Source organism: Azospirillum sp. HJ39 (assembly GCF_041507355.1).
In the GTDB taxonomy this organism is placed as follows: domain Bacteria; phylum Pseudomonadota; class Alphaproteobacteria; order Azospirillales; family Azospirillaceae; genus Azospirillum; species Azospirillum thiophilum.
This window is the reverse complement of the sequence record NZ_CP167911.1, coordinates 2,376,469-2,402,493: the sequence shown is the minus strand read 5'-3', so window position 1 is coordinate 2,402,493 and position 26,025 is coordinate 2,376,469. Positions and strand designations below refer to the sequence as shown.

Genomic DNA, 26,025 nt, shown 5'->3' with positions numbered 1-26,025 from the left:
CCTCTCCCCCCTGGGGAGAGGGTTAGGGTTAGGGTGAGGGGGATGCGCAGGCCGGACCATTTCGGCTGCGCCGAACCCCCTCATCCCGACCTTCTCCCCAGGGGGGAGAAGGGGCTTTTGGCAGGGTCTATTCGTGATCGGTGTATTCGATTCAGGACATGGCGGGTTGACGGTGCTGCGCGCCCTGGTGGACGCGGCTCCCGGCCGGCCCTTCGTCTATCTCGGCGACCATGCCGCCGCCCCCTACGGCCCGCGCAGCGAGGACGACATCTACCGGCTGACCGTCGCCGGGATGGACCGGCTGTTCGCCCAGGGCTGCCGGCTGATCGTCATCGCCTGCAACACCGCCGCCGCGGTGGCGCTGCGCCGTCTCCAGCAGGAATGGCTGCCGTCGGCCTATCCCGGCCGCAACGTGCTGGGCGTGCTGGTGCCGATGGTCGAGGCGATCACGCGGGTTCCCTGGATGATCGACACGGTCCCGGCCGATCACCTCGCCGAGCCGCGGACCGTTGGCATCTTCGCCACCGCGGCGACGGTCAATTCGGGCTCCTTCCCGCGGGAGATCGGCAAGCGCGCCCCCGCCGTCCGCGTCGTGCAGGAGGCCTGCCCCGATCTCGTCCCGCTGATCGAGCGGGGGGCGCCGGATGCGGAGATCGAACCGGCGGTCGTCCGCTATGTCCGCATCCTGCTGGACAAGCTGGGCGGCCAGCCGCTGGACGCGGTGGTTCTGGGCTGCACCCATTACCCGCTGGTCGCGCACCTGTTCGCACGCGCGCTGCCGCCGGGGGTCGAGGTGCTGTGCCAGCCGACCCTGACCGCCCGCTCGCTGGAGCAGTATTTCGAGCGCCACCCCGAATACCGACCCGATGCGGCGGAGCGGGGGCTGCGCTTCTTCACCACCGGGGACGCGCCGCTGGTCAGCGAACTGGCCGGCCGCTTCTTCGGCCACCCGACCCCCTTCGAACGGCTGTAGCTGATGACCGACCCCACCCGCCGCGCCACCCGGGTCCATGCCCGCGGCCATTGGCCGGCCGAACGCGCCGCCGGTACCGTGACGCTGGCCTTCGACGACCGCTTCCGCCGCCGCATGGCGATGACCGACGATGCCGGCGGCGCCTTCCTGCTCGACCTGCCGCGGGCGGTGGCGCTCGACGACGGCGACGGGCTGGAGCTGGGCGACGGCGGCATCCTGCGGGTCGTCGCAGCACCCGAGGCGCTGATGGAGGTCCGGGTTCCCGGTCCGGTGGAAGCCTTCGCGCGGGTCGCCTGGCATCTCGGCAACCGTCACCTGCCGGTGCAGATCGTCGGCGATACCATCCGCCTGCGCCGTGACCATGTGATCGAGGACATGCTGCGCGGGCTGGGGGCCGAGGTTCGCGACGTCGAGGCGCCCTTCATGCCGGAGGGCGGTGCCTATGGCGGGCATTCGCATGGCGGTGGGCATGGCCACGGGCACTGACGATCCCCTTCTTCCCAAGCGGGAGAGGGGAATGGAGGGCGTCTCCACCCACGCCCTGACGCGCCTGCTGGCGTGGCTGTCGCCCAGCTTCCCGGTCGGCGGCTTCTCCTACAGCCATGGCATCGAGGCGGCGGTGGAACAGGGGCTGGTGCGTGACCGCGCCTCGCTGATCGTCTGGCTCGACGGCATCCTGCGCCATGGCGCCGGGCGGACCGACGGCATGCTGTTCGCCGCGGCGCATCGCGCGGTGCGCGCCGGGGACGAGGCGGCCTTCGCCTGGGCGGTGGAGCGGGCCGACATCCTGCGCGCCTCTTCCGAGACGGCGCTCGAATCGCGCGCCCAGGGGCAGGCCTTCCTGCTGGCGATCCGCGCGGCCTGGCCGCTCGACGGGCTGCCGCGCTGGGATGCGGTCATCGCCGCCACCGGCCGGCCGCCGGCCTATGCGGTGGCGGTGGCGCTGGTCTCGGCCCTGATCGGGGTCGGTGAAGGCCCGGCGCTGACCGCCTATCTGCACGCCTTCGCCGCCAACCTGGTTTCCGCCGGGGTGCGGCTGGTCCCGCTCGGCCAGACCGACGGACAGCGGGCGCTGGCGGCACTCGACCCCATCACCCACCGGGCGGCGGAGACGGCGCTGGCCGCGCCGCTGGACGATCTCGGCGGCCGGGCGATGGCCGTCGACTGGACCTCCATGATCCACGAAACCCAATATACGAGGCTGTTCCGCTCATGAGCGCTCTCCCCGCTATCGAAAAGAGCCACGCCGGCCCGCTCCGCGTCGGCATCGGCGGCCCCGTCGGGTCCGGCAAGACCGCGCTGACCGACGCGCTGTGCAAGCGCATGCGCGAGGATTGGGAAGTCGCGGCGATCACCAACGACATCTACACCAAGGAAGATGCGGAGTTCCTCACCCGCTCAGGCGCGCTGAAGCCGGAACGGATCATGGGGGTGGAAACCGGCGGCTGTCCGCACACCGCGATCCGCGAGGATGCCTCGATCAACCTCGCCGCCGTCGACCAGATGAACGCGAAGTTCCCCGACCTCGACCTGATCTTCATCGAATCGGGCGGCGACAACCTCGCGGCCACCTTCTCGCCGGAGTTGGCGGACCTCACCATCTACGTCATCGACGTGTCGGCCGGCGACAAGATCCCGCGCAAGGGCGGGCCGGGCATCACCCGGTCGGACCTGCTGGTCATCAACAAGACCGACCTCGCACCGATGGTCGGCGCCAGCCTGGAGGTGATGGACCGCGACGCCCGCAAGATGCGGGGCGACCGGCCATTCGTCTTCGCCAACGTCAAGGCGGGCGAGGGGGTGGACGCCATCCAGTCCTTCATCGTCCAGCGCGGTGGCCTGCCGCTGCCCGGCTGAGGGATTTACAACTCCGGGAGGACCGGTCGCGGGAACCTCCGGCTTGGCTGTGCTGTTCATGCAGCATCAGACGATCGAAGCCGGAGGATGCCCCGATGACGCGACCCACCCTTGGCACGGCCCTGCTGCTGGCCGCGCTGGGCTCCTTGACCGCCGCAGCGCCCGCGATGGCGGCCGACGATTGCGCGGCAGGGCTGGACCGGCTGGGTCAGCAGGCGGCGGCTCTCGAGGCTGCCGGTCCCGGCAATCCCGCGCCGGTCACCGCCCAGGAAACCGCCCAGCTCCGCGCCCTGCAGCAGGCCGCCCAGGCTGCCGCGCAGAAGGGCAACGCCCCGGCCTGCCAGGCCATCCTGGGCGAGGCCGCGGCCTTGCAGGAATCGATCACGCACCCGCGCGCCATCGCGGCCGACGACCTCGAGGACGCCAAGCTGCGCAGCCCGGACGGCAATGACCTGGGCAGCATTTCCGAACTGATCATCGACCCCGGCACCGGCCGCGTCGCCTATGCGGTGGTCGAACTGGGCGGCTTCCTCGGCATCGGCGATGCCGATTTCCCGGTGCCCTGGGCGCTGTTTGCCCCGTCGGGGGACGGCTATGTCCTGAATGTGCCGAAGGACACGCTGACCAACGCCCCGCGCTTCGACGACAAGAACCGCCCTAACATGAACGACCGCCAATGGGCGATGGCGGTTCACACCTATTACGGCGTCGCACCCTACTGGATGCGCGATTCGGCGACGCTGACCGCCATCGCCGGTGCTGCGGACGGCGGCAACGGCTCGGCGGCTGGAGCATTGCGCCAGGAGGTGCAGCGCCTGTCCCAGGAGGTGGCGCGGCTGAACCGGGAACTGCAGCAGGCGCGCGGTGCCGCCGGCTCCAGCGGTGCGCCGGCCGATGCCGCGACCGGGCAGGGCGGGGCATCGCAGAGCCCGTCCCAGGGTGCACAGCAGACGCCCGCCGGGAACGACAGCCCCCAGCCGCCGGTTTCCCAACAGTGACGCGACAACGATCCGGCCATGGACGATTCCGCGGCAGGATCCGCATTCAGGAGGACCGACATGGAACTCTCTTCGATCACCGACTCCATCGGCGAAACGGCCCGGCGCAACCTGCGCAGCCTCGACGACCGCATGCATCTCACCGGCGGTCACACCGTCAATGTCGGCCACAATGAAAGGCTGGCGTCGCTGGCCGGCGGCGTGCTGCTGGCGGTTCTCGGACTGCGCCGGCCCAACTGGACCGGGGCCGCGATGGCGCTGACCGGCGGCGCGCTGGTTGCGCGCGGGCTGACCGGCTATTGCCCGGCCAAATCGATGCTGTCCGACTGGATGCACGATGGCCGGGCGACCATTCCGGCACAGGACGTCGAGCATGGCATCGACCGCTATTCCCGCCATCCCGGCGACATCTATGAACAGGATTGCGAGAAGGAGATCGTCGACGAGGCGTCGCAGGAATCCTTCCCGGCCAGCGACCCGCCCTCCTTCTCGCCCGGCGTCTCCCGTTAAGGATGCGGTACAGGCAGATGGCATGATGCCATAACAGAAATGTCATCAAGAAGCGGCCCTAACGTCCAACGACGGTGGGCCGTTTTGATATGGATCATTGAAAGCGAGAGTAACCGGTATCTCAGCTTTTACTGAATATGGCCGATGAAATGCTGCGCGATGATTGAGGCGCATGCGCGGATTGCGCCCATTACACGTTGCGGGCCTGTCGCGTCTGGTTTATGGTGCACTGCACAAGGAACGCCGTGTGTCTCCACCCGGCGATAGGCCGCCACCGGCGGCCGCTCCTCCCGTCACATCGACCGCAGGACAGTCCGCCATGACCACGATCATTCCCGCCGCCGCCACGCTCGAAGGCAAGAAGGGGCTCGTCCTCGGCATCGCCAACGACCAGTCGATCGCCTGGGGCTGCGCCCGCGCCTTCCGCGCGCTGGGCGCCGACCTCGCGGTCAGCTATCTGAACGAGAAGGCCAAGCGCTTCGTCGAGCCGCTGGCCCAGCAGCTGGAAGCCGAGATCTTCGAACCGGTGGACGTCACCGGCGAGGGCGAGCTGAAGGCCATCTTCGACAAGATCGGCGAGAAGTGGGGCAAGCTCGACTTCGCGCTCCACAGCATCGCCTTCGCTCCCAAGGACGACCTGCACGGCCGCGTCGTCGACTGCTCGCGCGAAGGCTTCCAGCAGGCGATGGACATCTCCTGCCATTCCTTCATCCGCATGGCGCGCTATGCCGAGCCGCTGATGAAGGATGGCGGGTCGCTGTTCACCATGTCCTATTTCGGTGCCAACCGCGTCATCGACAATTACGGCGTCATGGGTCCGGTCAAGGCCGCGCTGGAAGCCAGCGTGCGCTACCTGGCGTCCGAACTCGGCCCCAAGGGCATCCGCGTCCACGCCATCTCCCCCGGCCCGATCAAGACCCGCGCCGCCTCTGGCATCGCGCATTTCGACGAGCTGATGGACAAGGCCGCCGAGCGCGCGCCCGAGGGTCGTCTGGTGACCATCGAGGAGGTCGGCTACACCACCGCCTTCCTCGCCACCGACGGCGCCAAGGGCATCACCGGCAACACCACCTACGTCGACTGCGGCTATTCGATCATCGGCTGAGATCGGCGATTGTCCGAACGGAAAGGGGCGGGTGCGGCGACGCATCCGCCCCGTTGCGTTCCGGCCCGCCACTTCCCCGCACGGGTGCGTCAAATTGCCGTGTGACTCCCCGGCTGTTTGGGGGCGCCGGTCATACCGGCCATAATCGGCGCCAATGAAGAGCCGGTAAGGGGGGAGGCCGCAGGGCAATGGGCGCCATCACATGGCGGCGGCAGTTGAGCGTCGGCCAGCCGGCCATCGACGAGGATCACAAGCACCTGATCGAGTATCTGAACGAACTCGACGCGGCGCTGTGCGCTCAGCGGTTCCAGCCGGTCCGCGTCGCCAAGATCCTGCTCAAGCTGCTGGAATACACCAAGGAGCATTTCGCCCGCGAAGAACGGATCATGCAGATCGTGCATTATCCGAAATTCGAGGAGCATGTCGCCATGCACCGGGCGGCGGTCCAGAAGGTCAGCGAGCTGTCCAACCGCTTCTCCATCGAACCGACGCACGAGAATGCCGAGAAGCTCTACAAATTCACCGCCGACTGGCTGGTCCGCCACATCATCCTGATGGACACCCAGCTGACGCCCTATGTCCGTGGCGTCTGGGCGTGAGGGAGCACAGGCAAGCGGCTCAGCCCCCGGCTCAGTTCACGAACTCCGTCGCTCGGTAGCCTTGGGCATAGAGCAGCGCGGTCAGGTCGCCATGGTCGACACGGGCACGGGCTTCCGCTGCCACCACCGCCTTGGCGTGGAAGGCGACGCCGAGACCGGCGGCCAGCAGCATCGGCAGGTCGTTGGCGCCGTCGCCGACCGCCATGGTCTCCGCCACCGGCACGCGATGCTCGCCGGCATAGGCCATCAGCGCCTGGAGCTTGCTGTCCTTGTCGAGGATCGGCTCGATCACCTTGCCGGTCATCACGCCGTCCACCACCTCCAGCTCGTTGCCGCGGTCGTCGTCGAAGCCGATCCAGCTGCGCACCCGGCCGGTGAAGCAGCGGAAGCCGCCCGACACCAGGACGCAGACGGCGCCGTTGGCCCGCATGGTGCCGACCAGCTGGGACGCCCCCGGCATCAGGGTGGCGCGCTGCCACACCTCGTCGATCACCGTCTCCTTCAGCCCCTTCAGCAGGGCGACGCGCTCGCGCACCGCGTCCTTGAAGTCGATCTCGCCGTTCATGGCCCGGGCGGTGATGGCGGCGATGTGGTCCTTCAACCCGACATAGTCGCCGAGCTCGTCCAACATCTCCTGCTCGATGATCGTCGATTCCATGTCGGCGACCAGCAGCCGCTTGCGCCGCGTCGCCGCCGGCTGGGCGACGATGTCCAGCACCGCGCCGGTTCCGGCCGATGCCAGGGCATGGCGGATCGCCGCTTCGGCCTGTTCCGGCGCCAGATTGCCGAAGGGCAGGTCGCAGGCGGTGCCGGGCGCCAGCCAGTCCGGTGCCCCGGCATCCGCACCGAGCGCCACCAATGCCGCCTTGGCGGTCTGGACGGCGGACTCGTCGAAGGTGGCGGTGCGGGGGGCGATCAGCGTGGCGACGGCGTTCATCGGCGGGTATCCCGAGGAAAAGAGGGCCTTTGCGCGCTGCCTACCACAGGCAGGGAGCCGGGTCCAACGAAGCTTGGGCCGAAGCTTGGGCCGCAGCTTCGGCGCAGGCATGCGGATGGGTGTTGCAAAGGGAACGCCGCGGCCCCATGGAAGGGCGATGGAAGACCCGAACATGCCCCCCACCGACGTGATCGTCATCGGCGGCCCGACCGCGTCGGGCAAGTCGGGGCTGGCGCTTGCCATCGCCGAGGCGTTCGGCGGCACCGTCATCAATGCCGACAGCATGCAGCTCTATGCCGATCTCGACCTGCTGACGGCCCGTCCGCCGGCCGCGGATCTGGCCCGCGCCCCGCACCGGCTCTACGGCGTGCTGACGGCGGCCGAGCGCGGGTCGGCGGCGCGCTGGCGCGAGATGGCGCTGGCCGAGATCGCCGCCGCCAGGACCGAAGGCCGGCTGCCGGTGGTGGTCGGCGGCACCGGCCTCTACCTGCGGGCATTGATGCAGGGGCTGAGCGAGGTGCCGGCCGTTTCCGACGACATCCGCGCTGCCGCCCATGCCCGGCTGGCTGCCGTCGGCGGCGAGGCCTTCCGGGCCGAGCTGGTCGCCCGCGATCCGGCCTCGGCCAAGCTGAACCCCGGCGACACCACCCGCCTCACCCGCGCCTGGGAGGTGCTTGAGGCCACCGGCCAGCCGCTGTCGCATTGGCAGAGCCTTGCCCCGCAGGGCGCGCCGGAGGATCTGCGCTTCATCGTCCATGTGCTCGACCCGCCGCGCGCCGACCTCTATGCCCAGTGCGACCGGCGCTTCGAGTTGATGATGGAACAGGGCGCGCTGGAGGAGGTACGGAGGTTGGATGCCCTGGCACGCGAGCAGGACCTGGCGCCCGACCTGCCGGTGCTGAAGGCGTTGGGCGTTCCGGAACTGCGCCGCTTCCTACAGGGCGACATCGCGCTGGAGGAAGCGGTCGCGTTGGCCCAGCAATCGACCCGGCGCTATGCCAAACGGCAGGTCACTTGGTTCCGGCATCAGATAGTTGGCAAAACACCCGATATGCTGGTAAGTCATACAGGACAGCATAGCTGCCATACCATCGATTCACCCTGTTCAGGGGCGGTACGAAATGCAATGCTCGACCGCCTTGGAACGATACTAAATTACTGATCCGAAGGAGAAGCGACGTGTCGGTTGATTGGGGTCAAGTGTTCGCGGGCCGCGTGGGCGGCATGACGGCGTCCGAAATCCGGGAACTGCTGAAGCTGATCGATCGCCCGGAGATCATCTCCTTCGCCGGCGGCATTCCCGACCCGGACCTGTTCCCCAGCGCGGCCATCGCGCGGGCCTACGAGAAGATCTTCCAGTCCAATGCCGGCGCCGGTTCGGCCCTGCAATATTCCATCACCGAGGGCTATACGCCGCTGCGGGAATGGATCTGCGACTATATGGGTGGCAAGGGCGTCACTGTCGGGCTGGACGGCGTCCTCGTCACCAACGGCTCGCAGCAGGTGCTGGAATTCGTCGGCAAGCTGCTGATCGGCCCTGGCGACAAGGTGGTGGTGACCCGCCCGACCTATCTCGGCGCGCTCCAGGCCTTTTCGCCCTACGAGCCGGTCTATCTCTCCATTCCGATGGACGAGGAAGGGCCGGAGATGGAGGCGCTGACCGCCGCCCTGGCGCAGAAGCCGAAGTTCTTCTACCTGGTCCCCGATTTCCAGAACCCCAACGGCACCACGGTGACGCTGGCCCGCCGCGAAGCGATCCTGGATGCCTGCGAGGCCGCCGGCGTGCCGGTGGTGGAGGACACGGCCTATTGCGAACTGCGTTATGACGGCGAGCATCTGCCGCTGATGGCGGCGCTCGATTGCCAGCGCAACGGCGGCAAGCTGACCAACGTCATCTTCGGCGGCACCTTCTCCAAGACGATGGTCCCGGCGCTGCGCGTGGGCTGGGTCAATGCGGCGCCCGAGGTGGTGAACCGGCTGGTGCTGATGAAGCAGGCCGCCGACCTGCATGCCAGCACGATCAACCAGATCGTCATGCACGACGTCGTCTCGCAGATCTTCGATAGCCACCTCAAGCTGCTGCGCACCCAGTACAAGGAGCGCCGCGACGCCATGCTGGCCGCGCTGGAGGAGTTCGCTCCGCCGGGCGTGACCTGGACCAAGCCGGAAGGCGGCCTCTTCGTCTGGGTCGAGGCGCCGGAGGGCGTCGACGGCACCGAACTGCTGGCCCGCGCCATCAAGGAGGCCAACGTCGCCTTCGTGCCCGGTTCGGCCTTCCACGCCGACCGGTCGGGCAGGAACACGCTGCGGCTGGCCTTCTCGGTCACCAAGCCGGCCCAGATCCGCGAGGGCATCCGCCGGCTGTGCGGGCTGTTGAAGACCGCCGCCTGACGGTTTGCGAACAGCCTCCCCGCCTCTTCGGAAAACGGCGGCCGCGCTCCGGTGCGGCCGCCGTTTCCGTTTCCGGCGGAACCGGGCCGGGTGGGGCGATCGGAAAGCCATTGCGCAACAATTGGAAAAACTGCGGCAAAAAAACTTTGCGAACATTCGCAAAATGGGTTGACCTGTGACGGGGGAATTGACTAATTTGCCGCTCCCAGCCTGAGCCATCGGGGCTAAGCCGTTGTTCCGATGGCATCCCCCCCGATCCGGGTTGGTGACAAGTCCAAGGAACCGGGCGCCTTAGAGGTGGCGCCCACATGAGAAGGTCGTGAGCGATGTCCGAACAGAAGCTGACCGGCGCCCAGATCGTCATCAAGGCCCTGAAGGATCAGGGCGTTGACATCATCTTCGGCTATCCCGGCGGCGCCGTACTTCCCATCTACGACGCGCTGTTCCAGCAGAACGACCTGAAGCATGTCCTTGTACGCCATGAACAGGCCGCGGTTCACGCGGCCGAAGGGTACGCGCGCTCGACGGGCAAGGTCGGCTGCGTGCTGGTGACCTCCGGCCCCGGCGCCACCAACGCGGTGACCGGCCTGCTGGACGCGCTGTGCGACAGCATCCCGCTCGTGTGCCTGTCGGGGCAGGTGCCGACCCACCTGATCGGCAACGACGCCTTCCAGGAGGCCGATACCACCGGCATCACCCGGCCCTGCACCAAGCACAATTACCTGGTGAAGGACGTCGACAGCCTGGCCCGCACCCTGCACGAGGCCTTCTATGTCGCGCGCAGCGGCCGTCCCGGCCCGGTGCTGGTCGACATCCCGAAGGACGTGCAGTTCGCCGACGGCACCTACGTCCCGCCGGCCGAGGTCAAGCACAAGACCTACCGGCCGCAGGTGAAGCCGGAGATCGCCCGCATCGAAGAGGCGGTGGAGATGATCGCCAACGCCAAGCGGCCGGTCTTCTACACCGGCGGCGGCGTCATCAATGCCGGCCCCTTCGCCGCCAAGCTGCTGACCCAGTTCGTCAAGACCACCGGTTTCCCGATCACCTCCACCCTGATGGGCCTCGGTGCCTTCCCGGCGTCCGACAATCAGTGGCTGGGCATGCTCGGCATGCACGGCACGTACGAGGCGAATCTCGCCATGTACGAATGCGACGTCATGATCAACATCGGCGCCCGCTTCGACGACCGAGTCACCGGCAAGCTGTCGGCCTTCTCGCCGGGCTCCAAGAAGATCCACGTCGACATCGATCCCAGCTCGATCAACAAGAACGTGGCGGTCGACCTCGCGATCGTCGGTGACTGCGGCGCCGTGCTGGAAGACATGCTGCGCATCTGGAAGGCGCGCGCCAAGAGCGTCGACAAGCCCGCGCTGAAGGAGTGGTGGGGCAAGATCGAGGGTTGGCGCGCCCGCAACTGCCTGAACTACAACCGCACCGAATCGGTCATCAAGCCCCAGTATGCGCTGGAGCGCCTGCGCGAGGCCCTGCGCGGCAAGGACCACTACATCACCACGGAAGTCGGCCAGCACCAGATGTGGGCCGCCCAGTTCCTGCCCTTCGACCAGCCGAACCGCTGGATGACCTCGGGCGGGCTCGGCACCATGGGCTATGGCCTGCCGGCCGCCATCGGCGCCCAGCTGGCCCACCCGGACGCCATCGTCGTCGACGTGTCGGGCGAGGCCAGCTTCCTGATGAACATGCAGGAGATCGGCACCGCCGTGCAGTACCGCGCGCCGGTCAAGATCTTCATCCTGAACAACCAGTATATGGGCATGGTGCGCCAGTGGCAGGAACTGCTGCATGGCTCGCGCTATTCCCAGAGCTATTCGGAAGCGCTGCCCGACTTCGTCAAGCTGGCGGAGGCCTGGGGCTGCGTCGGCCTGCGTGCCACCACGGTGGCCGAGGTCGATCAGGTGATCGAGAAGATGCTGGCCGTCACCGACCGCCCCTGCATCATCGACATCGCCGTCGACCCGAAGGAGAACTGCTTCCCCATGATCCCGGGTGGCAAGGCCCACAACGAGATCCTGTTCGGTCCGGACGACAGCCCGTCCGACGCCACGCCGGAAGACGGCATGGTGCTGGTCTGACCGGCTGACGACGAACGAACGAAGGGACGGGAATCATGGATCTCAACGCGATCGAAAAGCACACCATCGCCGTGCTGGTGGACAACGAGCCGGGCGTGCTCGCCCGCGTGATCGGGCTGTTCTCCGGCCGTGGCTACAACATCGAAAGCCTGACGGTGGCGGAGGTGAACAACGCCGACCACCTGTCGCGCATCACGCTGGTCACCTCCGGCACCCGGATGATCATCGAGCAGATCAAGGCGCAGCTCGGCCGGCTGGTTCCGGTCCACCGCGTCCACGACCTGACCGACGAGGGGCCGGCGGTGGAGCGCGAGCTGGCTCTGCTGAAGGTCGTCGGCACCGGTGACAAGCGGATCGAGGCGCTGCGCCTTGCCGACATCTTCAAGGCCAAGGTGGTCGATGCCACGCTGACCAGCTTCATCTTCGAGTTGACCGGCACGACGAGCCAGGTCGACGACTTCGTCGGGCTGATGACCCAGCTCGGCCTCGTCGAGGCCAGCCGCACCGGCGTGGTCGCCATGTCGAAGGGGCCGGCGGCGTTCTGAAACGCCTTCAGCCGCGGAAGATCATTCTGCGCAAGATCGGGGCGGCAAAAACGCAAGGAAGCTTTGCATTTTGCCGCCCGGTCGAGCGATTGTTTCCCTTGACGGGTGGCTTTGCTCAATGGAGTAATCCGCCCCGGGAAACGCACTCTGTCTCTGTTCTTTGCGAATTCGAGGAACCATCTCCATGCGCGTCTATTACGATCGTGATGCCGACGTCAACCTGATCAAGGGCAAGAAGGTCGTCATCGTCGGCTACGGCAGCCAGGGCCATGCCCACGCCCACAACCTGCGTGACAGCGGCGTCAAGGATGTGCGGATCGCGCTCCGCCCGGGTTCGGCCACCATCAAGAAGGCCGAGACCGCCGGCTTCACCGTGATGACCCCGTCCGAGGCCGCCGCCTGGGCCGACGTGGTGATGGTTCTGACGCCGGACGAGCTGCAGGCCGACCTGTACAAGGACGATCTGGCCCCGAACATGAAGCAGGGCGCCGCGCTCGCCTTCGCCCATGGCCTGAACATCCACTTCAACCTGATCGAGGCCCGCACCGACCTCGACGTGTTCATGATCGCGCCGAAGGGCCCCGGCCACACCGTGCGCAGCGAATACCAGCGTGGCGGCGGCGTGCCGTCGCTGGTCGCCGTCCATCAGAACGCCTCGGGCAACGCGCTGGACATCGCGCTCTCCTACGCCTCGGCCAATGGCGGCGGCCGCGCCGGCATCATCGAGACGACCTTCAAGGAAGAGTGCGAGACCGACCTGTTCGGCGAGCAGGCCGTGCTCTGCGGCGGCCTGACCGAGCTGATCCGCGCCGGTTACGAGACGCTGGTCGAGGCGGGCTATGCGCCCGAGATGGCCTACTTCGAGTGCCTGCACGAAGTGAAGCTGATCGTCGACCTGATGTACGAGGGCGGCATGGCCAACATGCGCTACTCGATCTCCAACACGGCCGAATATGGCGACTACCGCACCGGCCCGCGCATCATCACCGCCGAGACCAAGGCCGAGATGAAGCGCGTGCTGACCGACATCCAGGAAGGCCGCTTCGTCCGCGACTGGATGCTGGAATGCAAGGCCGGCCAGCCGTCCTTCAAGGCCATCCGCCGCCGCAACGCCGAGCACGAGATCGAGCAGGTCGGCGAGAAGCTGCGCGCCATGATGCCGTGGATCGCCGAGCGCCGTCTGGTCGACAAGTCGAAGAACTGATCCGGCGAAAGCCGCACCGGTTCGTTGGAAAGCGCGTCCCTTCGGGGGCGCGCTTTTCCTTTGGCCGCACATGTTCCCGCAAAGTCCCCTCTCCATCCCAGACCGGCCGGGGTGCCAGGAGAGGGCTGGCATGAACTGAACTCCATGCTCCCGGATTTCCTGTGATCGATTCGAGAGACTCCATTCGAGTCCATCGGATCCAGTATTTCCATGCTCTTCGCGACCGAACAGGAAGCCATGTATCCGGCTCCCTTTCCGCTGTCGTTTGAGCGGCGCATGCCGGTGCTCTCATACGCCCGCTGCAAATCGGGCGCGCATCCCGTTTCAGTTTTGATATAGTGGCCTGCGGGGGCTGCAACAGTCGCAATGACAGCGTCTGTCGAAGGAAATTTGATGCCTGTGTTGGAAATGGACACCTCCTCTCGCGCGGAGCCCGAGGGCTTGCTGTTGGTTGGCGGCGGCCGGAATGCCCATAATCTGGTTTGCATCCTGGAAGCGGTGGGGATCGCAATCCGCGGGGTCGTGGACGACCGCAGCGTAGGGGTGCTTCTGGGGCACGAGGTCGGTTTCATCGATGATGTGGACGGAGCGGCGGTCGATGCCCTCCTGACCGTTGCCGATCCTGATAAGGCACAGAAGATCCGCGAGCGGCCGGCCTTGCGCGGTTGCCGGTGGCCGCGCATCGTCCATCCATCCTCTGTGGTTTCGTCCCACGCCCGGATGGGTGAGGGGTGCTACATCGGTCCCTTTGCAATTGTGACCGACATTGTCCTCGGCAGGCATGTCCATCTCTTTGCGCATAACGTCCTGGGCGCGCGGGTCTCGATTGGCGACTTCACCGTCGTCCTGCCCCATGCGACCGTGGCGAGCGATGCGCGGATCGGCAAGCGGTGCATGATTGGGATGGGCGCGCGCATCCATGCCGGGGTCACCATCGGTGACGATTGCCGGATCGGCGTCAATGCGGTCGTGCGGAACGATATGCCGGATGGCTCCATAGCCATTTGCGAACGTTCGACAACCGTCAGGACCCGCCTCACCTTCGGCAGGGCCCGGCCAGCCGGCGGATAATCCATGGACCGACCGGCAGCCGGAAGGTTCCCCAGCGCGACAACGGCGTCCCAAGCATTCGCGATCACGCGGGATTTGGGTTCGGCCATGTTGAGCAGACCCGGGCGAGCCGCCGGCTCGGCACGGTTCCGCCTGTCCTCTCGTCTGCTTCCGTCACACGGGCAAGATCATGATCCTCGTCCTTACCTATGCCAAGGTCTGCACGACCTCCACCAGCGAACTGTTGGCCGCATGCTTTCCGGGCGAGGTCTTCAACAGCCATGGCCTCGAATCCTGGCTGCATGAACCACTGGCGCAGGCTCTTGCCTCACGGGGGGCCAGACAGCCGGACATGCCGCTATTCCACACCGAGGCGCCTGGGATCGCGCGTCGATTGGCGGAGGCCATGGCAAGCGGCGAGCCCATAACCATCGTCAGCGGTGTCCGCGACCCCATCGCCCGTTCGATCTCGGTTGCCATTCAGAACCTCGAAACGGACTTTGCCGACTGCTTCGCCTCGACGGCGGAGGCGACGGCGGAGGCGCTCGCGGCGCGCATCGCCGATCTGTGGCTCCGCGACACGACCGACGGCGATCCCAACCGCACCTTTCTCGAGCGGATGATCCGGGCGCCCCTGATCTGGTTCCGGGAAGAAATCGAAAGGCCGTTCGGTTTCGATCTGCGGGCGCATCCCTTCGATCGCGCGCGTGGTTACTCGATAATGACCGAGGGGAACGTCCGACTCCTGCTGTTCCGCCATGAGAACGCGCCAATGGCGATCCAGAACGGGCTGGCGGAACTCTTCCCCGGGATGAATTTCCGCCTGCCGCATGCCAATGACGGCATGGCGAAAGCGACGGGCGGAATTTATCATGCCCTGAAGAGTTGTTTTCGTCTGCCCCGGCCGGCGCTGGAAGCGATCTACGCCCATCCGGACGTCAGCCGTTATTACGGCACCGACGAGATCGCCGCCGCCATCGACCGCTGGGCCGAGGATAAGTCCGCTCCGGTGCCGGCCGCCCCGCGCACGACCTTCGCGGCGACTGTGTTCATTCCCATGCGCAATCATGCGCGCTGGATCGGCCAACAGTTGGACAGCCTGTTCTCCCAATGGCGGTCGGACACCGAACTCGTTCTGGTCGACGACGGATCCGATGACGGCAGTCTTGCCGTAGCGCTGGATCGGCTCGCCGGCCGGCCGGAGGTGGCTGCGACCGTGATGAGAAACGGCCAGGCGATTGGGCATGGCATGCTGTCCAGCGTCGTCTCCTTCTCGCGAGCGCCTCTGCTCATCCAGGCGGACAGCGACGACATCACCCTGCCGGGTCGGCTCGACACGATCATCGATCATTTCGCCGCCCACCCGGATTGCAGGCTGCTGACCTCCAACGCGGTCCTGCTGAGTGAGGGGAACGTCCCGATCTCCCTGCTGGACACGGAGACGGCTGACACGGTTTTCGACGACCCCCTTGCATTGGCCGACCGTCAGACGGAATCGTGCTGGCTGGGTGCTTCTTCAGCCTATCATCGTTCCGTCCTCGAGGACTTCCCCCCGCTCGACCCCGAGCTCTGCCCTTACGGCCTCGATCTCCTCACCGGTCTCAGGGCGACGCTGCTCGGAAGCCAGTATTATCTGGCGCGTCCCCTGGTCGGTTGGCGACAGCATTCCAGCAACAGCCACCGGGTCGCCGGATGGCCGAGTTCGAATCTGGCCGGCCAGGAGCATGCGGCTGCCTTGAAGCTCATGGTCAGTGCCCAGCGCCTGCGCGACATCGCCTGGCTGCGCACCCAGGGAAAGCTCGATCCCGAGCGGGTGTCGGCGATCGAGGCGCGCTGGAGTGCCGATTTTCTGGCGCAGAGCGACAATTGGATCCGGTGCCGCAACCGTCTTACCGGGACGCACGCCGCTCCGGCTCCCCGGACGACAGGAGCGGATGAAGGGAGCCGGCCCCATATCCCGGCAGTTCCTCCCATCGTCACCTTGCTGCGTGGACAGCAGTGCATGGTGGTGGAAGGGGTCGGTTCCGCTTTCTCACGCTGGAGCGGGTTCCATCTCCATGAGACGGCTTGGATCTGGACCAGCAGGCAGGCGGTCGTCGTGCTGCGCATACCGGGTCCAGACGCTCAGGCACTGGTTGTCACGCTGGCGGGGCTACCCTATCGCGAGCGGCAGTCGATCTTCCTCTCCCTGAACTTTGCTCCGCCCGTCGAGTGCAAGCTGGTCTTCGGTCAAACCGTGTCGGTGAGCTTGCCGATCCACCGGTGTGGGGACAAGCAAGACGGTCTCGTCACACTGTGGATCGAGGCTCCCGATGCCGTGCGTCCTGCGACGGTGGATTCTCGGAGCAAGGACACCCGCCTTCTGGGGGCGGCATTGCTTGCGCTGCGCGCGGTCTGACGGACCGGTGATCCGCGGTGCGCGGCCGCATGTCTGCGGATCTTGGGCGGAACCGCTCTTCCGGTCGCGGAGGCGTCAGCCCCGCGGCTTTCCTGAATCCATCGGCGGGGTTTCCGCGACGGTGGCGCGGCCGGGGTCGCGCTTCTGGGTTTCCAGCAGGATGTCTCGGGCGATCGGGGCGGCTGCGGTGGAGCCGCCGCCGCCATGCTCGACGAACACCGCGCAGGCATAGCGCGGCGCCTGGATGGGGGCGAAGGCGACGAACAGGGCGTGGTCGCGCTCGCGCCACGGGATCTCGTCCTGCTTCTTCAGGCCGGCGGCACGCTGCGCCATGGTGATGCGGCGGACCTGTGCCGACCCGGTCTTGCCGGCCATCTCATAGCCGATCTCGGTGATGCGCGACTTGTAGGCGGTGCCGTTGGGGGCGTTCACCACCTCGGTCATGCCGCGCAGCACGATGTCGAGATTCTCCTTCTTCACGCCGATGCTGGGCCAGGCGGTCTGCTCGCCGCTGACCGCCTTGATCTGCTTGGTCAGGTGCGGCTTGACCGCATAGCCGCCATTGGCGATCCGGCAGGTCATCACCGCCAGTTGCAGCGGCGTGGTCAGCACATAGCCCTGGCCGATCGAGGCGACCAGCGTTTCGCCCATGTCCCACCCCTTGCCCAGCGTCGCCTTCTTCCAGGCGATGGAGGGGATCAGGCCGGCGCGCTCGTGCGGAAGATCGATGCCGGTGCGGTTGCCCAGGCCGAAGCGGTTGGACATCTCGGCGATGCGGTCGATGCCGACACGACGCGACACGTCGTAGAAGAAGACGTCGCAGGAATGGCGCAACGCCCCGACGAAATCGACCGTGCCATGGCCGCCGCGCTTCCAGCAGTGGAAGCGGTGGTCGCCCAACTCCAGATGGCCGGGGCAGAACACCGTGTGCCGGTTGCTGACGACCCCCGACTCCAGAGCCGCCAACGCCGCCATCATCTTGAAGGTGGAGCCTGGAGGATACTGGCCGACCACCGCCTTGTTGTTCAGCGGGGTCGCCGGGTTGGACAGCAGTTCCTCCCACAGCTCGGCACTGATGCCCATGGTGAACTGGTTGGGGTCGTAGCTTGGATGGGAGCTCAGCGCATAGATGCCGCCGGTGTGCACATCCATCACCACGGCCGAGGCGCTGACCTCCTGCGACAGCCGTTCCTGCACGAAGCGCTGCAGCGCCATGTCGATGGTCAGCTGGATTTCGCGGCCCGGCTGCCCCTCGTCGCGCGACAGTTCGCGGATGACGCGGCCGACGGCATTGACCTCGAGCTGGCTGGTGCCGGCGGTGCCGCGCAGCACCTTCTCGTGGAACCTTTCGATGCCGGCCTTGCCGATGCGGAAGCCGGGCAGCGACAGGACCGGATCGCTGTTGCCGCTCAACTCCGCTTCCGATACGGCACCGACATAGCCCAGGATATGGGCGGTCGCGTCGGCCTGCGGGTAGTAGCGCAACTCGCCCACCTCGATCGCCACGCCGGGCAGGTCGGGGGTGTTGGTTTCCAGCGTCGCGACCTGCTCCCAGGTCAGGTTCTCGCGCACGGTGACGGGGACGAAACGGCGCTTGCGGTTCAACTCGCGCAGCACGCGGCGGCGGTCGCCATCGGTCAACGGTACGATGCGGGAGATCTTGTCGAGCGTTTCCTGGATGTTGTGGGTTCGCTCCGACACGACGACGACGCGGTAGTTCTGCTGGTTCAGCGCCAGCGGCACGCCGAAACGGTCGACGATGTTGCCGCGCGACGGGGCGATCAGCCTCAGGCTGATACGGTTCTCCTCCGCCAGCATGGTGTAGCGGGCGGACTCCAGAACCTGCAGGTAATAGAGGCGGCCGACCAGCGCGGACAGGCCGGCCAGCTTGATTCCCCCCAGAACCAGGGCGCGGCGCGCCAGCAGGCGGGACCGGTCGGTATCGCGATCGATGGAGCTCATGAGACCCGTCGGGACCCTTTACCCGTTCAGAAAAGCGCGATGGACGCGGATCAGCAGCCAGCCCAGCGCAGGAAAAGCGGCGATCGTCAGCAACCCCTGGAACAGCGCCGGCAGAACCGACAGCGTGGAGGCGCTCAGCACCGAGAAGGCCAGCCATTGCAGGACAACGGCCCCCGCCATCACCAGCGTGAAGCCGAACCACAGCAGTGCGAAGGTGCTCGCCAGGAAAACCCGGCGCTGGTTCAGCACGGCCCATTGTGCCACCACCAGCAGAAGCGCGTTCACACCCAGCGGCCCGCCGGTGAGGAAATCCTGCAGCAGACCGATCAGAAAGGCCACCCCCGGGCGCATCAGGTCAGGCCTGTGGATCGTCCAGTAATAGACCGAGACCAGCGTCAGGTTCGGCGCCACCGGCGCGTAACCCGGCACCGGCAGCGGAATCATGCCGACCAGCACCATCATCACGGTCACGGCGAAGGGCGCCAGATTGCGCCCGGCCTTGTCCAGCCGCTGCCAGAAGGTGGCGGTCATGCCGGCAGCCTTCCACCCGCCCGTTCGCTGGCTGACGTGCCCGGCTTCAGCGCCACCGGTCTCACTTCCATTCCGGCGAAGGGTCCAGATCCGTGCCGGGAAGCCCGAAATCCACCAGCCGCAGATGCTCGATGCGCGACAGATCGGCGCTGGGCAGAACGCGCACGCCGCGCTCGCTGACCGCGGTCACCACGCCGACCGGCAGGCCGGGGGGGAACAGCCCGCCATCGCCCGACGTCACCACCCGTTCGCCGACCTGGATCGGCGAGTCCGGCGGCAGATACAGCAGCTTCGCCTGGTCGGAATTGTCGCCGGCCAGGATCGCGCGCTGACGCGTGTTGGCCAGGACCACCGGAATGCGCGCGTTGATGTCGGTGAGCAGCAGGACGCGCGACGACCATTCGCCGACCTCGATCACCCGGCCGACCAGGCCGGCCCCGGCCAGCGCCGCCTGCCCCTTGCGCACCCCGTCGCGCTTGCCGGCGGTCACCACCAGCGTGCGGACGAAGGAACTGCCGGGGGTCGCGATGACGCGTGCGGCGATATAGGAGACGGAAGGTTCCGGCGTCACCCGCAGCAGGCTGCGCAGGCTGTGGTTCTCCGCCTCCAACCGCTGGGCAGCCTGCTTCCATTGCAGCAGGCGGGCATTCTCCGCACGCAGGCGCTGGTTCTCGTCGAAGGCGTTCTCAATCTCGACCGCGGATTCGACAACGCGGGCCGCGGTGGCGGCGGGACGCGAGATGGCGTCGAGGATCGGGGCGAAGGCATCCGTTACCCGGGCTCGGGCGCTGTCGACCGACACCGCCTCGATCTTGCCGACCATCATCAGGGCGATGGAGGCCAGCACCAGCAGGAGGAAGGAGAAACGCTGTGCGAGAGCCCGCAGGGGGGCGGCAAGGCGGATGACGGAGCCGGATGAGCGTGACTTCACAGGAAATTCCCGTCCAGATACGCGGTCCGTCTCCGGTCCTCAGCGCCCGGGATAAGGGCAGGGGACCGGAGGCCTTCCAAACCAGGGATACACCAATCAGTAGGCGCTGACCAAGACGTTTCGCAGCGTCTTCATCTCCTCCAGCGCGCGGCCGGTGCCGAGCGCCACGCAGGAGAGCGGATCGTCGGCGATCGACACCGGCAGCCCGGTGGCGTGGCGCAGGACGAAGTCCAGGTTGCCCAGCAGGGCGCCGCCGCCGGTCAGCACGATGCCCTTGTCGACGATGTCGGCGGCGAGTTCCGGAGCGGTGTGCTCCAGCGCCACCTTCACCGCCTCGACGATGGCCGACACGGGTTCGGCCAGCGACTCGGCGATCTGGCGCTCGGAGATGATCAGTTCCTTGGGCACGCCGTTCATCAGGTCGCGGCCCTTGATCTCCAGGATGCGGCCTTCGCCGTCCTCCGGAGGACAGGCGGAGCCGATCTCCTTCTTGATCCGCTCGGCCGAGCCTTCGCCGACCAGCAGATTGTGGCTGCGGCGGATGTAGCCGATGATGGCCTCGTCCATCTTGTCGCCGCCGACGCGGACCGACCGCGAATAGACGATGCCGCCCAGCGACAGCACGGCCACCTCGGTGGTGCCGCCGCCGATGTCGACGACCATCGAGCCGGTCGGTTCGGTCACCGGCAACCCGGCGCCGATCGCGGCGGCCATCGGCTCCTCGATCAGGAAGACGCGGCGGGCGCCTGCGGCCTCCGCCGATTCCTGGATCGCCCGGCGTTCCACCGCGGTCGAGCCCGACGGCACGCAGATGATGACCTGCGGGCTGGCGAAGCTGCGGCGGTTGTGAACCTTGCGGATGAAATGTTTGATCATTTCCTCCGCGACTTCGAAATCGGCAATGACGCCGTCGCGAAGCGGCCGGATGGCCTGGATGTTGCCTGGGGTACGGCCGAGCATCATCTTCGCCTCGTCACCGACGGCGAGGACCTGCTTTTTGCCGCGCACGTTGGCGATGGCGACGACAGACGGTTCGTTCAGGACGATGCCGCGGCCCTTGACATAGACCAGGGTGTTGGCCGTCCCCAGATCGATCGCCATGTCGGCGGACAGCACGCCGAGCAGTTTGGAGAGCATGGAGCTGACGAACTCTATCAAAGCGGTTGAGACGGCCGAGCCGGCGGATTGGCATAGCACGTCCGCCGACGGTTCCATAGTCGAATGCGTCCGCACGCTCAAGCGGAGAGTGCGCCCGGCAGGCCTGACCCGTTCTGGAAGGACGGATCCGGATGGCCGGTCCGCCGCCTTGCGGTGTCTGGTGACGGCAAACTGGCGGGTCAGGGTTAATTTTCCGTCAACGGACATGCCTTGCGGTCAACCCCACCCGATCCGCCGAATTGCCCGCAAGCCGGTGTGACGGGTCAGTGTCTAGTCCTGTTGATGCTGCGCCGCAACGGGCTTTTCGGGCAGGCCCGGTCAGTGCTGTCCGGCGTCGGGTTTGGACCCGCCTTTCGGGGCCTGCGCATGATGGTGGCCTTCCAGCCGGTCCATGCAGGCCAGCAGAACGCCCGACACGACGAAGGTCATGTGGATGATGACAAGCCACATCAGCTCCTCGCGCGAGGTCTGGGCCAGGTTCATGAAGGCCTTCAGCAGATGGATGCCGGAGATGGCGACGATGGAGGCGATCAGTTTCAGCTTCAGTCCGCCGAAATCGACCTTGCCCATCCAGTCCGGCCGGTCCTCGTGGTTCGCGACATCGATTTTCGAGACGAAGTTCTCGTAGCCGGCGAAGATCACCATCAGCAGAAGGTTGCCCGCAAAGGACAGGTCGATCAGCGTCAGCACGGCGAGAAGCACGTCCTTCTCGCTCATCTCCAGCACATGCGGGACGATGTGCAGAAGTTCCTGCATGAACTTGACCAGGAGGAGGGCCAGAGAGACCACCAGCCCGAGATAGAAGGGGGCGAGCAGCCAGCGGCTGGCGAAGATGACCTGTTCAAAGCGGCGTTCGATCATGGCGGCGTCTGGGTCGTGGTCGGTGGGGGGCGTGGTGGGGAACGGGGCCGCTGCGCTTGCGGCCACGCCGGAGGTGTCGCAATGCTGCGGCGCAAAATCAACAGGGCAATTCAGATTTCCGTGATGGACGTGCCGTGGACCTCCGGCCGCACGGTCCCGATTGTCTGCCCGATCGCCGTTGTCATCGTACCGTAACGTCCGCGCGCTATTGTCGCGGCTCTGGATAGAGACCGTCGGGAAGGGCCTGGTGACGATGAAGACCTCCGCTCCGCACATCGTGTCCGCGTTCGAGGACGCGCTGAAGCGGCTGAAATCCGCCATCGTGCAGATGGCCGGCGCTGCGGAGACGCAGATCGACCAGGCTTTGACCTGTCTGGCCCAGCGCAACCCGGAGCTGGCGCGCGAGATCGTTGAATCGGATGCCCGACTCGACACCTTCGAACATGACATCGAAGCGCACTGCATGCGCCTGCTGGCGCTGCGCCAGCCGGTGGCCGACGACCTGCGCGAGGTGGTGGCGGCGCTGAAGATCGCCGGCAACCTGGAGCGGATCGGCGATCATGCCGCCAACACCGCCAAGCGGGCGGTCGCCATCTTCAGCTTGGCCGACTCGGCGCCGCTGTCCGGCCTGCCGCAGCTCGGCCGGCTGGTGCGTGAGCGGCTGGGCACCGTGATCGACGCCTATGTCGACGGCGACGGCGAGGCCGCCCTGCGCATCTGGCGCACCGACGACGAGGTCGATGCCCTCTACACCAGCCTCGTTGCGGAAGTGGAACGGTCTGCCCTGGCGGCACCGGACCAGTTCGGCGCCCACATGCACCTGATGATGATCGCCAAGAATCTGGAACGGATCGGCGACCATGCCACCAACATCGCCGAGGTGGTCTATTTCGTCAGCACCGGTCAGGCCCTGCTGGACGAGCGTCCGAAGGCGGACCACTCCTACGACCCGGCGGGCTGAACCCGGCGGGAGGGGTCGGGGGCCGGCGGTGCCCGCAGGTCATAAGGCGGAATAAGTCCGTTTTGCGGTGTCGCACCGGGCCGATGGGGGATAGCAATTTCGGTGCGGAGTGGTCACGTTATCGAAACGATGCCTCCTCCGCCCGTAAAAGAGACGCCCCTCCGCCGATGACCGACGACCTGATCCGCCTCTATGGTGCCATCCTCGACCGCCGGAGCATGGACCCGGCGGACTCCAAGACCGCAAGGCTGATCGCTGCGGGTCCGAAGAAGATCGCCAAGAAGGTGGGCGAGGAGGCGGTCGAGGTGGCGCTGGATGCCATGAACGAGGATCGCCAGGGCGTCATCAACGAAAGCGCCGACCTGCTTTACAACCTGTCGGTCCTGTGGGCGACGCTGGACATCCACCCCGACGACGTCTTCGCCGAAATCCGCCGGCGCGAGGCGCTGTACGGCATCGCCGAGAAGCTGCCGAAGACCACGCCCGACAGGTGAGGGCGGCCTCAGGCCACCCCGAGCTTTTGCAGCAGCGGCAGACGCCGTTGCACGAACGCGGCGTGCCGGCGTGTCAGCTCCGCCCGGTTGCCTTCCTCCCCCTCGCAGCGTTCGCCGTCACGTCCCAGTGCGATGCCATCGGCCGACAGGTGATGCCAGGCGAAGGCGGCGGGCTCCGTCCCCCGCCGGGCCGCCAGCAGGAACAGCGCCTCGATCCGCGATACCGGCACGCCCGCCCCGAGCAGGGGGGAGGCGAGTTGCCCCGGCGTGTCGCCGAATCGGTGGCGCTCCAGAACCGCGGCATTGAAACGGTCGGCAGAGGTCCGGCGTTCCTCCAAGCCGTCTTCCGGCATGGTCGGGGCTGCCAGCGACAGGCCGGTCAGCAGGATCAGGGCGCGCAGCACCGCCGCCTCGCCCTGGGCCGCCAGCGCCGGACGGGAGAGCAGCGCATCGAGGCTCTGCGGTCCTTCGGCCAGCGCCTCGCCCAGCGGGTGGTAGAGCGCCGGGGGGAAGGGCAAGCGGCCGATGGGGGTCGAGGCCACCTCCGGCAGGTCGTCGGCCGCCACCAGCAGGATGAAGCGGGTTTCGCCGAGCAGGGAACGCCGCTCCGCGACGCCGAGCCGCTCGCCCCCCTTGACGAACAGGTCGCGGCGGAAGCTGCGGTTGGTCATCATGTCGCGCAGGGTCTCGGCCTGGGCGGGGTCATGCGCCTCCGCCGCCAATGCCAACTGGGCAGAGGAGAGGGCGAGGTCGTCCAACTGTTCCATCGGCACGGCGGCGCCGGCGAACTCCAGCTTGGCGGCCGCCATCCCGCGCACGACGTCGGCATGGTAGAAGGCGGTCCAGTCGCCGTTCAGATATTCATGGGCGATGTAGTTCGCTGACTTGCGGCGCAACTGCTCGATCCGCTCGGCGACGCCGTCGGTGCCGGCGAGCCAGCCGCCGCCCTGCGCCGCCATCTTCGCCGCGAAGTCTACCGCGCGGGCGATGCGGTCGGGCAGCGGGCCGTCGCCCTCCGCACAGCGCTCCACCAGCAGGCGGCGCAGCGGCATATGGGCGAGCGTGCCGGGAAGCGCGTTGTAGCTGACGAACAGCACGCCGCCGGGGGCCAGCCGCCGACGCAGCACATCGAGCAGGATCGCCCGGTTCTCCGCACTCACCCAGGACCAGACGCCGTGCAGGGCCACCGCGTCCAGCATCGGCCCGTCGCGCCGGGCATAATCGGCGAAGCTTTCCTCCAGGAACTCGGCGTTGGCCAGGCCGCCGTCCGCGGCCAGCCGCCGGACGCCGGCGATGTGCGAGGGGTTGAAGTCCATCGCCTCGAACCGCGCCGCCGGATGGGCGCCGGCGAGCAGCGCGCTGGTCAGCCCATGGCCGCAGCCGGGTTCCGCCATGGTGAAGCGGCCGCGGCGCAAGCCTTCCGGCGGGCGCCAGCCGTGCAAGGTGAGGGCGAAGCAGAGCAGGGCCGGCGACCAGTCGCGATAGACGGCGCGGATATAGTCGATCCCGCCGACATAGCCCTCGGTCCAGCCGCTCATGCTCGTTCTCCCGCTTTCCGGTGCTCGGTCCCTGATCCCCGGTCCGATGCCGCTGATGTAGCTGCCGGGGGCAGACGGCGGCCACTGAAAAGCATGATGAAAAGCATGGCGGAAAGGGTGGGCCAAAAAATTCACATGGAGCGTGATTTTGCTATCGACAGGCCAAAAGCCCTTCGTTATAAACCGCGCCACACCGGCCGGGACAACGGCTTGGCCGGGGCGATGAACAGTCGGCTGGTTTCAGCCAGGTTCACCGCAGCAAGAGATGGGCGCATAGCTCAGTTGGTAGAGCAGCTGACTCTTAATCAGCGGGTCCAAGGTTCGAGTCCTTGTGCGCCCACCATCTCTTGAAAACATCCTACGGATGGGCGCATAGCTCAGTTGGTAGAGCAGCTGACTCTTAATCAGCGGGTCCAAGGTTCGAGTCCTTGTGCGCCCACCATCCATAAGGGGCTGAAACCGAACAGGTTTCGGCCCCTTGCCATTTCCGGGCCCGGTGAACCCGCGAACGTTTGACCGGACCGCCGCCGCCGCCCGTTTCTACCCCTCCGCCCGTGCCAGAAAATCCGCCGTGACGCGGTCCATCGTCGCGAGATGGGTGTGGAACCAGTCCGGGAAATGGAAGCGCAGATACTTGCGCGCCCGCTCCTCCTTGCCCTCGCCCAGTTCCGCCTCGATCATCGCGATGACGGCCAGGACGCGGGCATGCTCCTCCATGTGGCAATGCAGCGCGAAGAAGCCATGTTCGGTCATCAGCGCATTTTCGCGGGCGAAATGCTCGCGCAGATGCGCGGCGAAGGCGCCGAATGGGGCTTGGAGCGCCCCGGCGGGGGCGGCGCAGGCGGCCTCCCACAGGGCGAGGGAGTCGGCGTGGTCGCGGTCCATGACCGCGTAACCCAAGGTGATGCTGTCCGGCGCGAGCATGATCGTTC

The 26,025-nt window shown here is 67.0% G+C and carries 25 protein-coding genes and 2 tRNA genes; 19 read left to right on the top strand and 8 right to left on the bottom strand.

The annotated features are described in order from the left end of the window. Positions 1-133: 133 nt before the first annotated feature. The 8 genes from murI to ABMY26_RS24695 all read left to right on the top strand — a co-directional run bounded on the left by murI (position 134) and on the right by ABMY26_RS24695 (position 6,042). On the top strand, positions 134-973 hold the full coding sequence (murI, locus tag ABMY26_RS24730; RefSeq protein WP_372397249.1) for a glutamate racemase: 840 nt from the start codon (positions 134-136) through the stop codon (positions 971-973). A 3-nt stretch (positions 974-976) separates the two neighbouring features. Beyond that, entirely contained in the window at positions 977-1,459 is a 483-nt protein-coding gene (locus ABMY26_RS24725) for an urease accessory protein UreE (RefSeq protein WP_372397248.1), read from the top strand. Continuing rightward, on the top strand, positions 1,443-2,189 hold the full coding sequence (locus ABMY26_RS24720; RefSeq protein WP_372397247.1) for an urease accessory protein UreF: 747 nt from the start codon (positions 1,443-1,445) through the stop codon (positions 2,187-2,189). Before ABMY26_RS24725 ends, ABMY26_RS24720 begins: the two co-directional genes overlap by 17 nt. Continuing rightward, positions 2,186-2,830 (top strand): urease accessory protein UreG, encoded by a 645-nt coding sequence (gene ureG / locus ABMY26_RS24715; RefSeq protein ID WP_200192527.1) that lies wholly within the window; start codon positions 2,186-2,188, stop codon positions 2,828-2,830. The genes ABMY26_RS24720 and ureG overlap by 4 nt, the downstream gene beginning before the upstream one ends. A 95-nt stretch (positions 2,831-2,925) precedes the next feature. Beyond that, on the top strand, positions 2,926-3,828 hold the full coding sequence (locus ABMY26_RS24710; RefSeq protein ID WP_372397246.1) for a PRC-barrel domain-containing protein: 903 nt from the start codon (positions 2,926-2,928) through the stop codon (positions 3,826-3,828). Positions 3,829-3,888: 60 nt separating this feature from the next. After that, on the top strand, positions 3,889-4,338 hold the full coding sequence (locus ABMY26_RS24705; protein WP_372397245.1) for a DUF2892 domain-containing protein: 450 nt from the start codon (positions 3,889-3,891) through the stop codon (positions 4,336-4,338). 319 nt (positions 4,339-4,657) lie between these two features. Continuing rightward, positions 4,658-5,443: an enoyl-ACP reductase FabI gene (gene fabI, locus ABMY26_RS24700; RefSeq protein ID WP_045580776.1), complete on the top strand. Its 786-nt coding sequence runs from the start codon at positions 4,658-4,660 to the stop codon at positions 5,441-5,443. Positions 5,444-5,631: 188 nt separating this feature from the next. After that, the gene (locus ABMY26_RS24695; protein ID WP_045580775.1) at positions 5,632-6,042 is read left to right on the top strand and encodes a bacteriohemerythrin; all 411 of its coding nucleotides are present in this window, start codon (positions 5,632-5,634) and stop codon (positions 6,040-6,042) included. Between the two features lie 31 nt (positions 6,043-6,073). On the opposite strand, the gene serB is transcribed toward ABMY26_RS24695, so the two are convergent. Continuing rightward, positions 6,074-6,979 (bottom strand): phosphoserine phosphatase SerB, encoded by a 906-nt coding sequence (gene serB, locus ABMY26_RS24690; protein ID WP_372397244.1) that lies wholly within the window; start codon positions 6,977-6,979, stop codon positions 6,074-6,076. Between the two features lie 172 nt (positions 6,980-7,151). Here serB and miaA point away from each other — a divergent pair, with 172 nt between their 5' ends. The 7 genes from miaA (at position 7,152) to ABMY26_RS24655 (ending at position 16,657) form a co-directional block, all read left to right on the top strand. Next, positions 7,152-8,141, top strand: a complete 990-nt coding sequence (gene miaA, locus ABMY26_RS24685; protein ID WP_372397243.1) for a tRNA (adenosine(37)-N6)-dimethylallyltransferase MiaA — start codon at positions 7,152-7,154, stop codon at positions 8,139-8,141. 17 nt (positions 8,142-8,158) lie between these two features. Continuing rightward, on the top strand, positions 8,159-9,370 hold the full coding sequence (locus ABMY26_RS24680) for a PLP-dependent aminotransferase family protein (RefSeq protein WP_372397242.1): 1,212 nt from the start codon (positions 8,159-8,161) through the stop codon (positions 9,368-9,370). 326 nt (positions 9,371-9,696) lie between these two features. Continuing rightward, on the top strand, positions 9,697-11,460 hold the full coding sequence (locus ABMY26_RS24675; RefSeq protein ID WP_372397241.1) for an acetolactate synthase 3 large subunit: 1,764 nt from the start codon (positions 9,697-9,699) through the stop codon (positions 11,458-11,460). 35 nt (positions 11,461-11,495) lie between these two features. Then, complete coding sequence (gene ilvN, locus ABMY26_RS24670) at positions 11,496-12,005, top strand: acetolactate synthase small subunit (RefSeq protein WP_372397240.1); 510 nt, start codon at positions 11,496-11,498, stop codon at positions 12,003-12,005. A 184-nt stretch (positions 12,006-12,189) separates the two neighbouring features. Then, positions 12,190-13,209, top strand: a complete 1,020-nt coding sequence (gene ilvC / locus ABMY26_RS24665) for a ketol-acid reductoisomerase (protein WP_045580770.1) — start codon at positions 12,190-12,192, stop codon at positions 13,207-13,209. A 393-nt stretch (positions 13,210-13,602) separates the two neighbouring features. Beyond that, the gene (locus tag ABMY26_RS24660; RefSeq protein ID WP_372397239.1) at positions 13,603-14,280 is read left to right on the top strand and encodes an acetyltransferase; all 678 of its coding nucleotides are present in this window, start codon (positions 13,603-13,605) and stop codon (positions 14,278-14,280) included. Between the two features lie 169 nt (positions 14,281-14,449). Continuing rightward, entirely contained in the window at positions 14,450-16,657 is a 2,208-nt protein-coding gene (locus ABMY26_RS24655; RefSeq protein WP_372397238.1) for a glycosyltransferase, read from the top strand. 75 nt (positions 16,658-16,732) lie between these two features. Here ABMY26_RS24655 and mrdA read toward each other — a convergent pair whose 3' ends face one another. From mrdA to ABMY26_RS24630, 5 genes are all read right to left on the bottom strand, one after another. Further along, positions 16,733-18,619 carry a penicillin-binding protein 2 gene (gene mrdA, locus ABMY26_RS24650; protein WP_372397237.1) on the bottom strand — a complete coding sequence of 629 codons (1,887 nt, stop codon included), beginning with the start codon at positions 18,617-18,619 and terminating at the stop codon, positions 16,733-16,735. Between the two features lie 18 nt (positions 18,620-18,637). Further along, a complete protein-coding gene (gene mreD, locus ABMY26_RS24645; RefSeq protein ID WP_372397236.1) occupies positions 18,638-19,150 on the bottom strand; it encodes a rod shape-determining protein MreD in 513 nt (170 codons plus the stop codon). 61 nt (positions 19,151-19,211) lie between these two features. After that, positions 19,212-20,081, bottom strand: coding sequence for a rod shape-determining protein MreC (mreC, locus tag ABMY26_RS24640; RefSeq protein ID WP_372397235.1), 870 nt, complete (start codon positions 20,079-20,081; stop codon positions 19,212-19,214). 96 nt (positions 20,082-20,177) lie between these two features. After that, positions 20,178-21,218 (bottom strand): rod shape-determining protein, encoded by a 1,041-nt coding sequence (locus ABMY26_RS24635; protein ID WP_012974729.1) that lies wholly within the window; start codon positions 21,216-21,218, stop codon positions 20,178-20,180. Positions 21,219-21,557: 339 nt separating this feature from the next. Continuing rightward, on the bottom strand, positions 21,558-22,100 hold the full coding sequence (locus ABMY26_RS24630; RefSeq protein ID WP_372399064.1) for a TIGR00645 family protein: 543 nt from the start codon (positions 22,098-22,100) through the stop codon (positions 21,558-21,560). A 253-nt stretch (positions 22,101-22,353) separates the two neighbouring features. On the opposite strand from ABMY26_RS24630, the gene phoU reads away from it, so the two are divergent. After that, positions 22,354-23,061, top strand: a complete 708-nt coding sequence (gene phoU / locus ABMY26_RS24625; protein ID WP_372399063.1) for a phosphate signaling complex protein PhoU — start codon at positions 22,354-22,356, stop codon at positions 23,059-23,061. Positions 23,062-23,228: 167 nt separating this feature from the next. Continuing rightward, positions 23,229-23,555 (top strand): phosphoribosyl-ATP diphosphatase, encoded by a 327-nt coding sequence (hisE, locus tag ABMY26_RS24620; protein ID WP_372397234.1) that lies wholly within the window; start codon positions 23,229-23,231, stop codon positions 23,553-23,555. Between the two features lie 8 nt (positions 23,556-23,563). Here the strand turns inward: hisE and ABMY26_RS24615 are convergent, their stop codons facing one another. After that, positions 23,564-25,093, bottom strand: a complete 1,530-nt coding sequence (locus ABMY26_RS24615; protein WP_372397233.1) for a methyltransferase regulatory domain-containing protein — start codon at positions 25,091-25,093, stop codon at positions 23,564-23,566. Positions 25,094-25,360: 267 nt separating this feature from the next. Between ABMY26_RS24615 and ABMY26_RS24610 the strand changes: the two genes are divergently transcribed. Beyond that, positions 25,361-25,436 (top strand) — tRNA-Lys (locus ABMY26_RS24610). Positions 25,437-25,459: 23 nt separating this feature from the next. Continuing rightward, positions 25,460-25,535, top strand: a tRNA-Lys gene (locus ABMY26_RS24605). A 98-nt stretch (positions 25,536-25,633) separates the two neighbouring features. On the opposite strand, the gene ABMY26_RS24600 is transcribed toward ABMY26_RS24605, so the two are convergent. Then, positions 25,634-26,017 carry a bacteriohemerythrin gene (locus ABMY26_RS24600; RefSeq protein WP_372397232.1) on the bottom strand — a complete coding sequence of 128 codons (384 nt, stop codon included), beginning with the start codon at positions 26,015-26,017 and terminating at the stop codon, positions 25,634-25,636. Between the last annotated feature and the right edge of the window lie 8 nt (positions 26,018-26,025).

What these genes read in the sequence shown, in the direction of transcription:
- mreD (WP_372397236.1), bottom strand. Translation starts at nt 19,150, where the DNA reads ATGACCGCCACCTTCTGGCAGCGGCTGGACAAGGCCGGGCGCAATCTG.
- phoU (WP_372399063.1), top strand. Translation starts at nt 22,354, where the DNA reads ATGAAGACCTCCGCTCCGCACATCGTGTCCGCGTTCGAGGACGCGCTG.
- ABMY26_RS24695 (WP_045580775.1), top strand. Translation starts at nt 5,632, where the DNA reads ATGGGCGCCATCACATGGCGGCGGCAGTTGAGCGTCGGCCAGCCGGCC.
- fabI (WP_045580776.1), top strand. Translation starts at nt 4,658, where the DNA reads ATGACCACGATCATTCCCGCCGCCGCCACGCTCGAAGGCAAGAAGGGG.
- miaA (WP_372397243.1), top strand. Translation starts at nt 7,152, where the DNA reads ATGCCCCCCACCGACGTGATCGTCATCGGCGGCCCGACCGCGTCGGGC.
- ABMY26_RS24615 (WP_372397233.1), bottom strand. Translation starts at nt 25,093, where the DNA reads ATGAGCGGCTGGACCGAGGGCTATGTCGGCGGGATCGACTATATCCGC.
- ABMY26_RS24725 (WP_372397248.1), top strand. Translation starts at nt 977, where the DNA reads ATGACCGACCCCACCCGCCGCGCCACCCGGGTCCATGCCCGCGGCCAT.
- ABMY26_RS24720 (WP_372397247.1), top strand. Translation starts at nt 1,443, where the DNA reads ATGGCCACGGGCACTGACGATCCCCTTCTTCCCAAGCGGGAGAGGGGA.
- ABMY26_RS24635 (WP_012974729.1), bottom strand. Translation starts at nt 21,218, where the DNA reads ATGCTCTCCAAACTGCTCGGCGTGCTGTCCGCCGACATGGCGATCGAT.
- ABMY26_RS24660 (WP_372397239.1), top strand. Translation starts at nt 13,603, where the DNA reads ATGCCTGTGTTGGAAATGGACACCTCCTCTCGCGCGGAGCCCGAGGGC.
- ABMY26_RS24655 (WP_372397238.1), top strand. Translation starts at nt 14,450, where the DNA reads ATGATCCTCGTCCTTACCTATGCCAAGGTCTGCACGACCTCCACCAGC.
- serB (WP_372397244.1), bottom strand. Translation starts at nt 6,979, where the DNA reads ATGAACGCCGTCGCCACGCTGATCGCCCCCCGCACCGCCACCTTCGAC.
- ureG (WP_200192527.1), top strand. Translation starts at nt 2,186, where the DNA reads ATGAGCGCTCTCCCCGCTATCGAAAAGAGCCACGCCGGCCCGCTCCGC.
- mrdA (WP_372397237.1), bottom strand. Translation starts at nt 18,619, where the DNA reads ATGAGCTCCATCGATCGCGATACCGACCGGTCCCGCCTGCTGGCGCGC.
- ABMY26_RS24630 (WP_372399064.1), bottom strand. Translation starts at nt 22,100, where the DNA reads ATGATCGAACGCCGCTTTGAACAGGTCATCTTCGCCAGCCGCTGGCTG.
- hisE (WP_372397234.1), top strand. Translation starts at nt 23,229, where the DNA reads ATGACCGACGACCTGATCCGCCTCTATGGTGCCATCCTCGACCGCCGG.
- ABMY26_RS24675 (WP_372397241.1), top strand. Translation starts at nt 9,697, where the DNA reads ATGTCCGAACAGAAGCTGACCGGCGCCCAGATCGTCATCAAGGCCCTG.
- ABMY26_RS24710 (WP_372397246.1), top strand. Translation starts at nt 2,926, where the DNA reads ATGACGCGACCCACCCTTGGCACGGCCCTGCTGCTGGCCGCGCTGGGC.
- ABMY26_RS24705 (WP_372397245.1), top strand. Translation starts at nt 3,889, where the DNA reads ATGGAACTCTCTTCGATCACCGACTCCATCGGCGAAACGGCCCGGCGC.
- ilvN (WP_372397240.1), top strand. Translation starts at nt 11,496, where the DNA reads ATGGATCTCAACGCGATCGAAAAGCACACCATCGCCGTGCTGGTGGAC.
- ilvC (WP_045580770.1), top strand. Translation starts at nt 12,190, where the DNA reads ATGCGCGTCTATTACGATCGTGATGCCGACGTCAACCTGATCAAGGGC.
- ABMY26_RS24600 (WP_372397232.1), bottom strand. Translation starts at nt 26,017, where the DNA reads ATGCTCGCGCCGGACAGCATCACCTTGGGTTACGCGGTCATGGACCGC.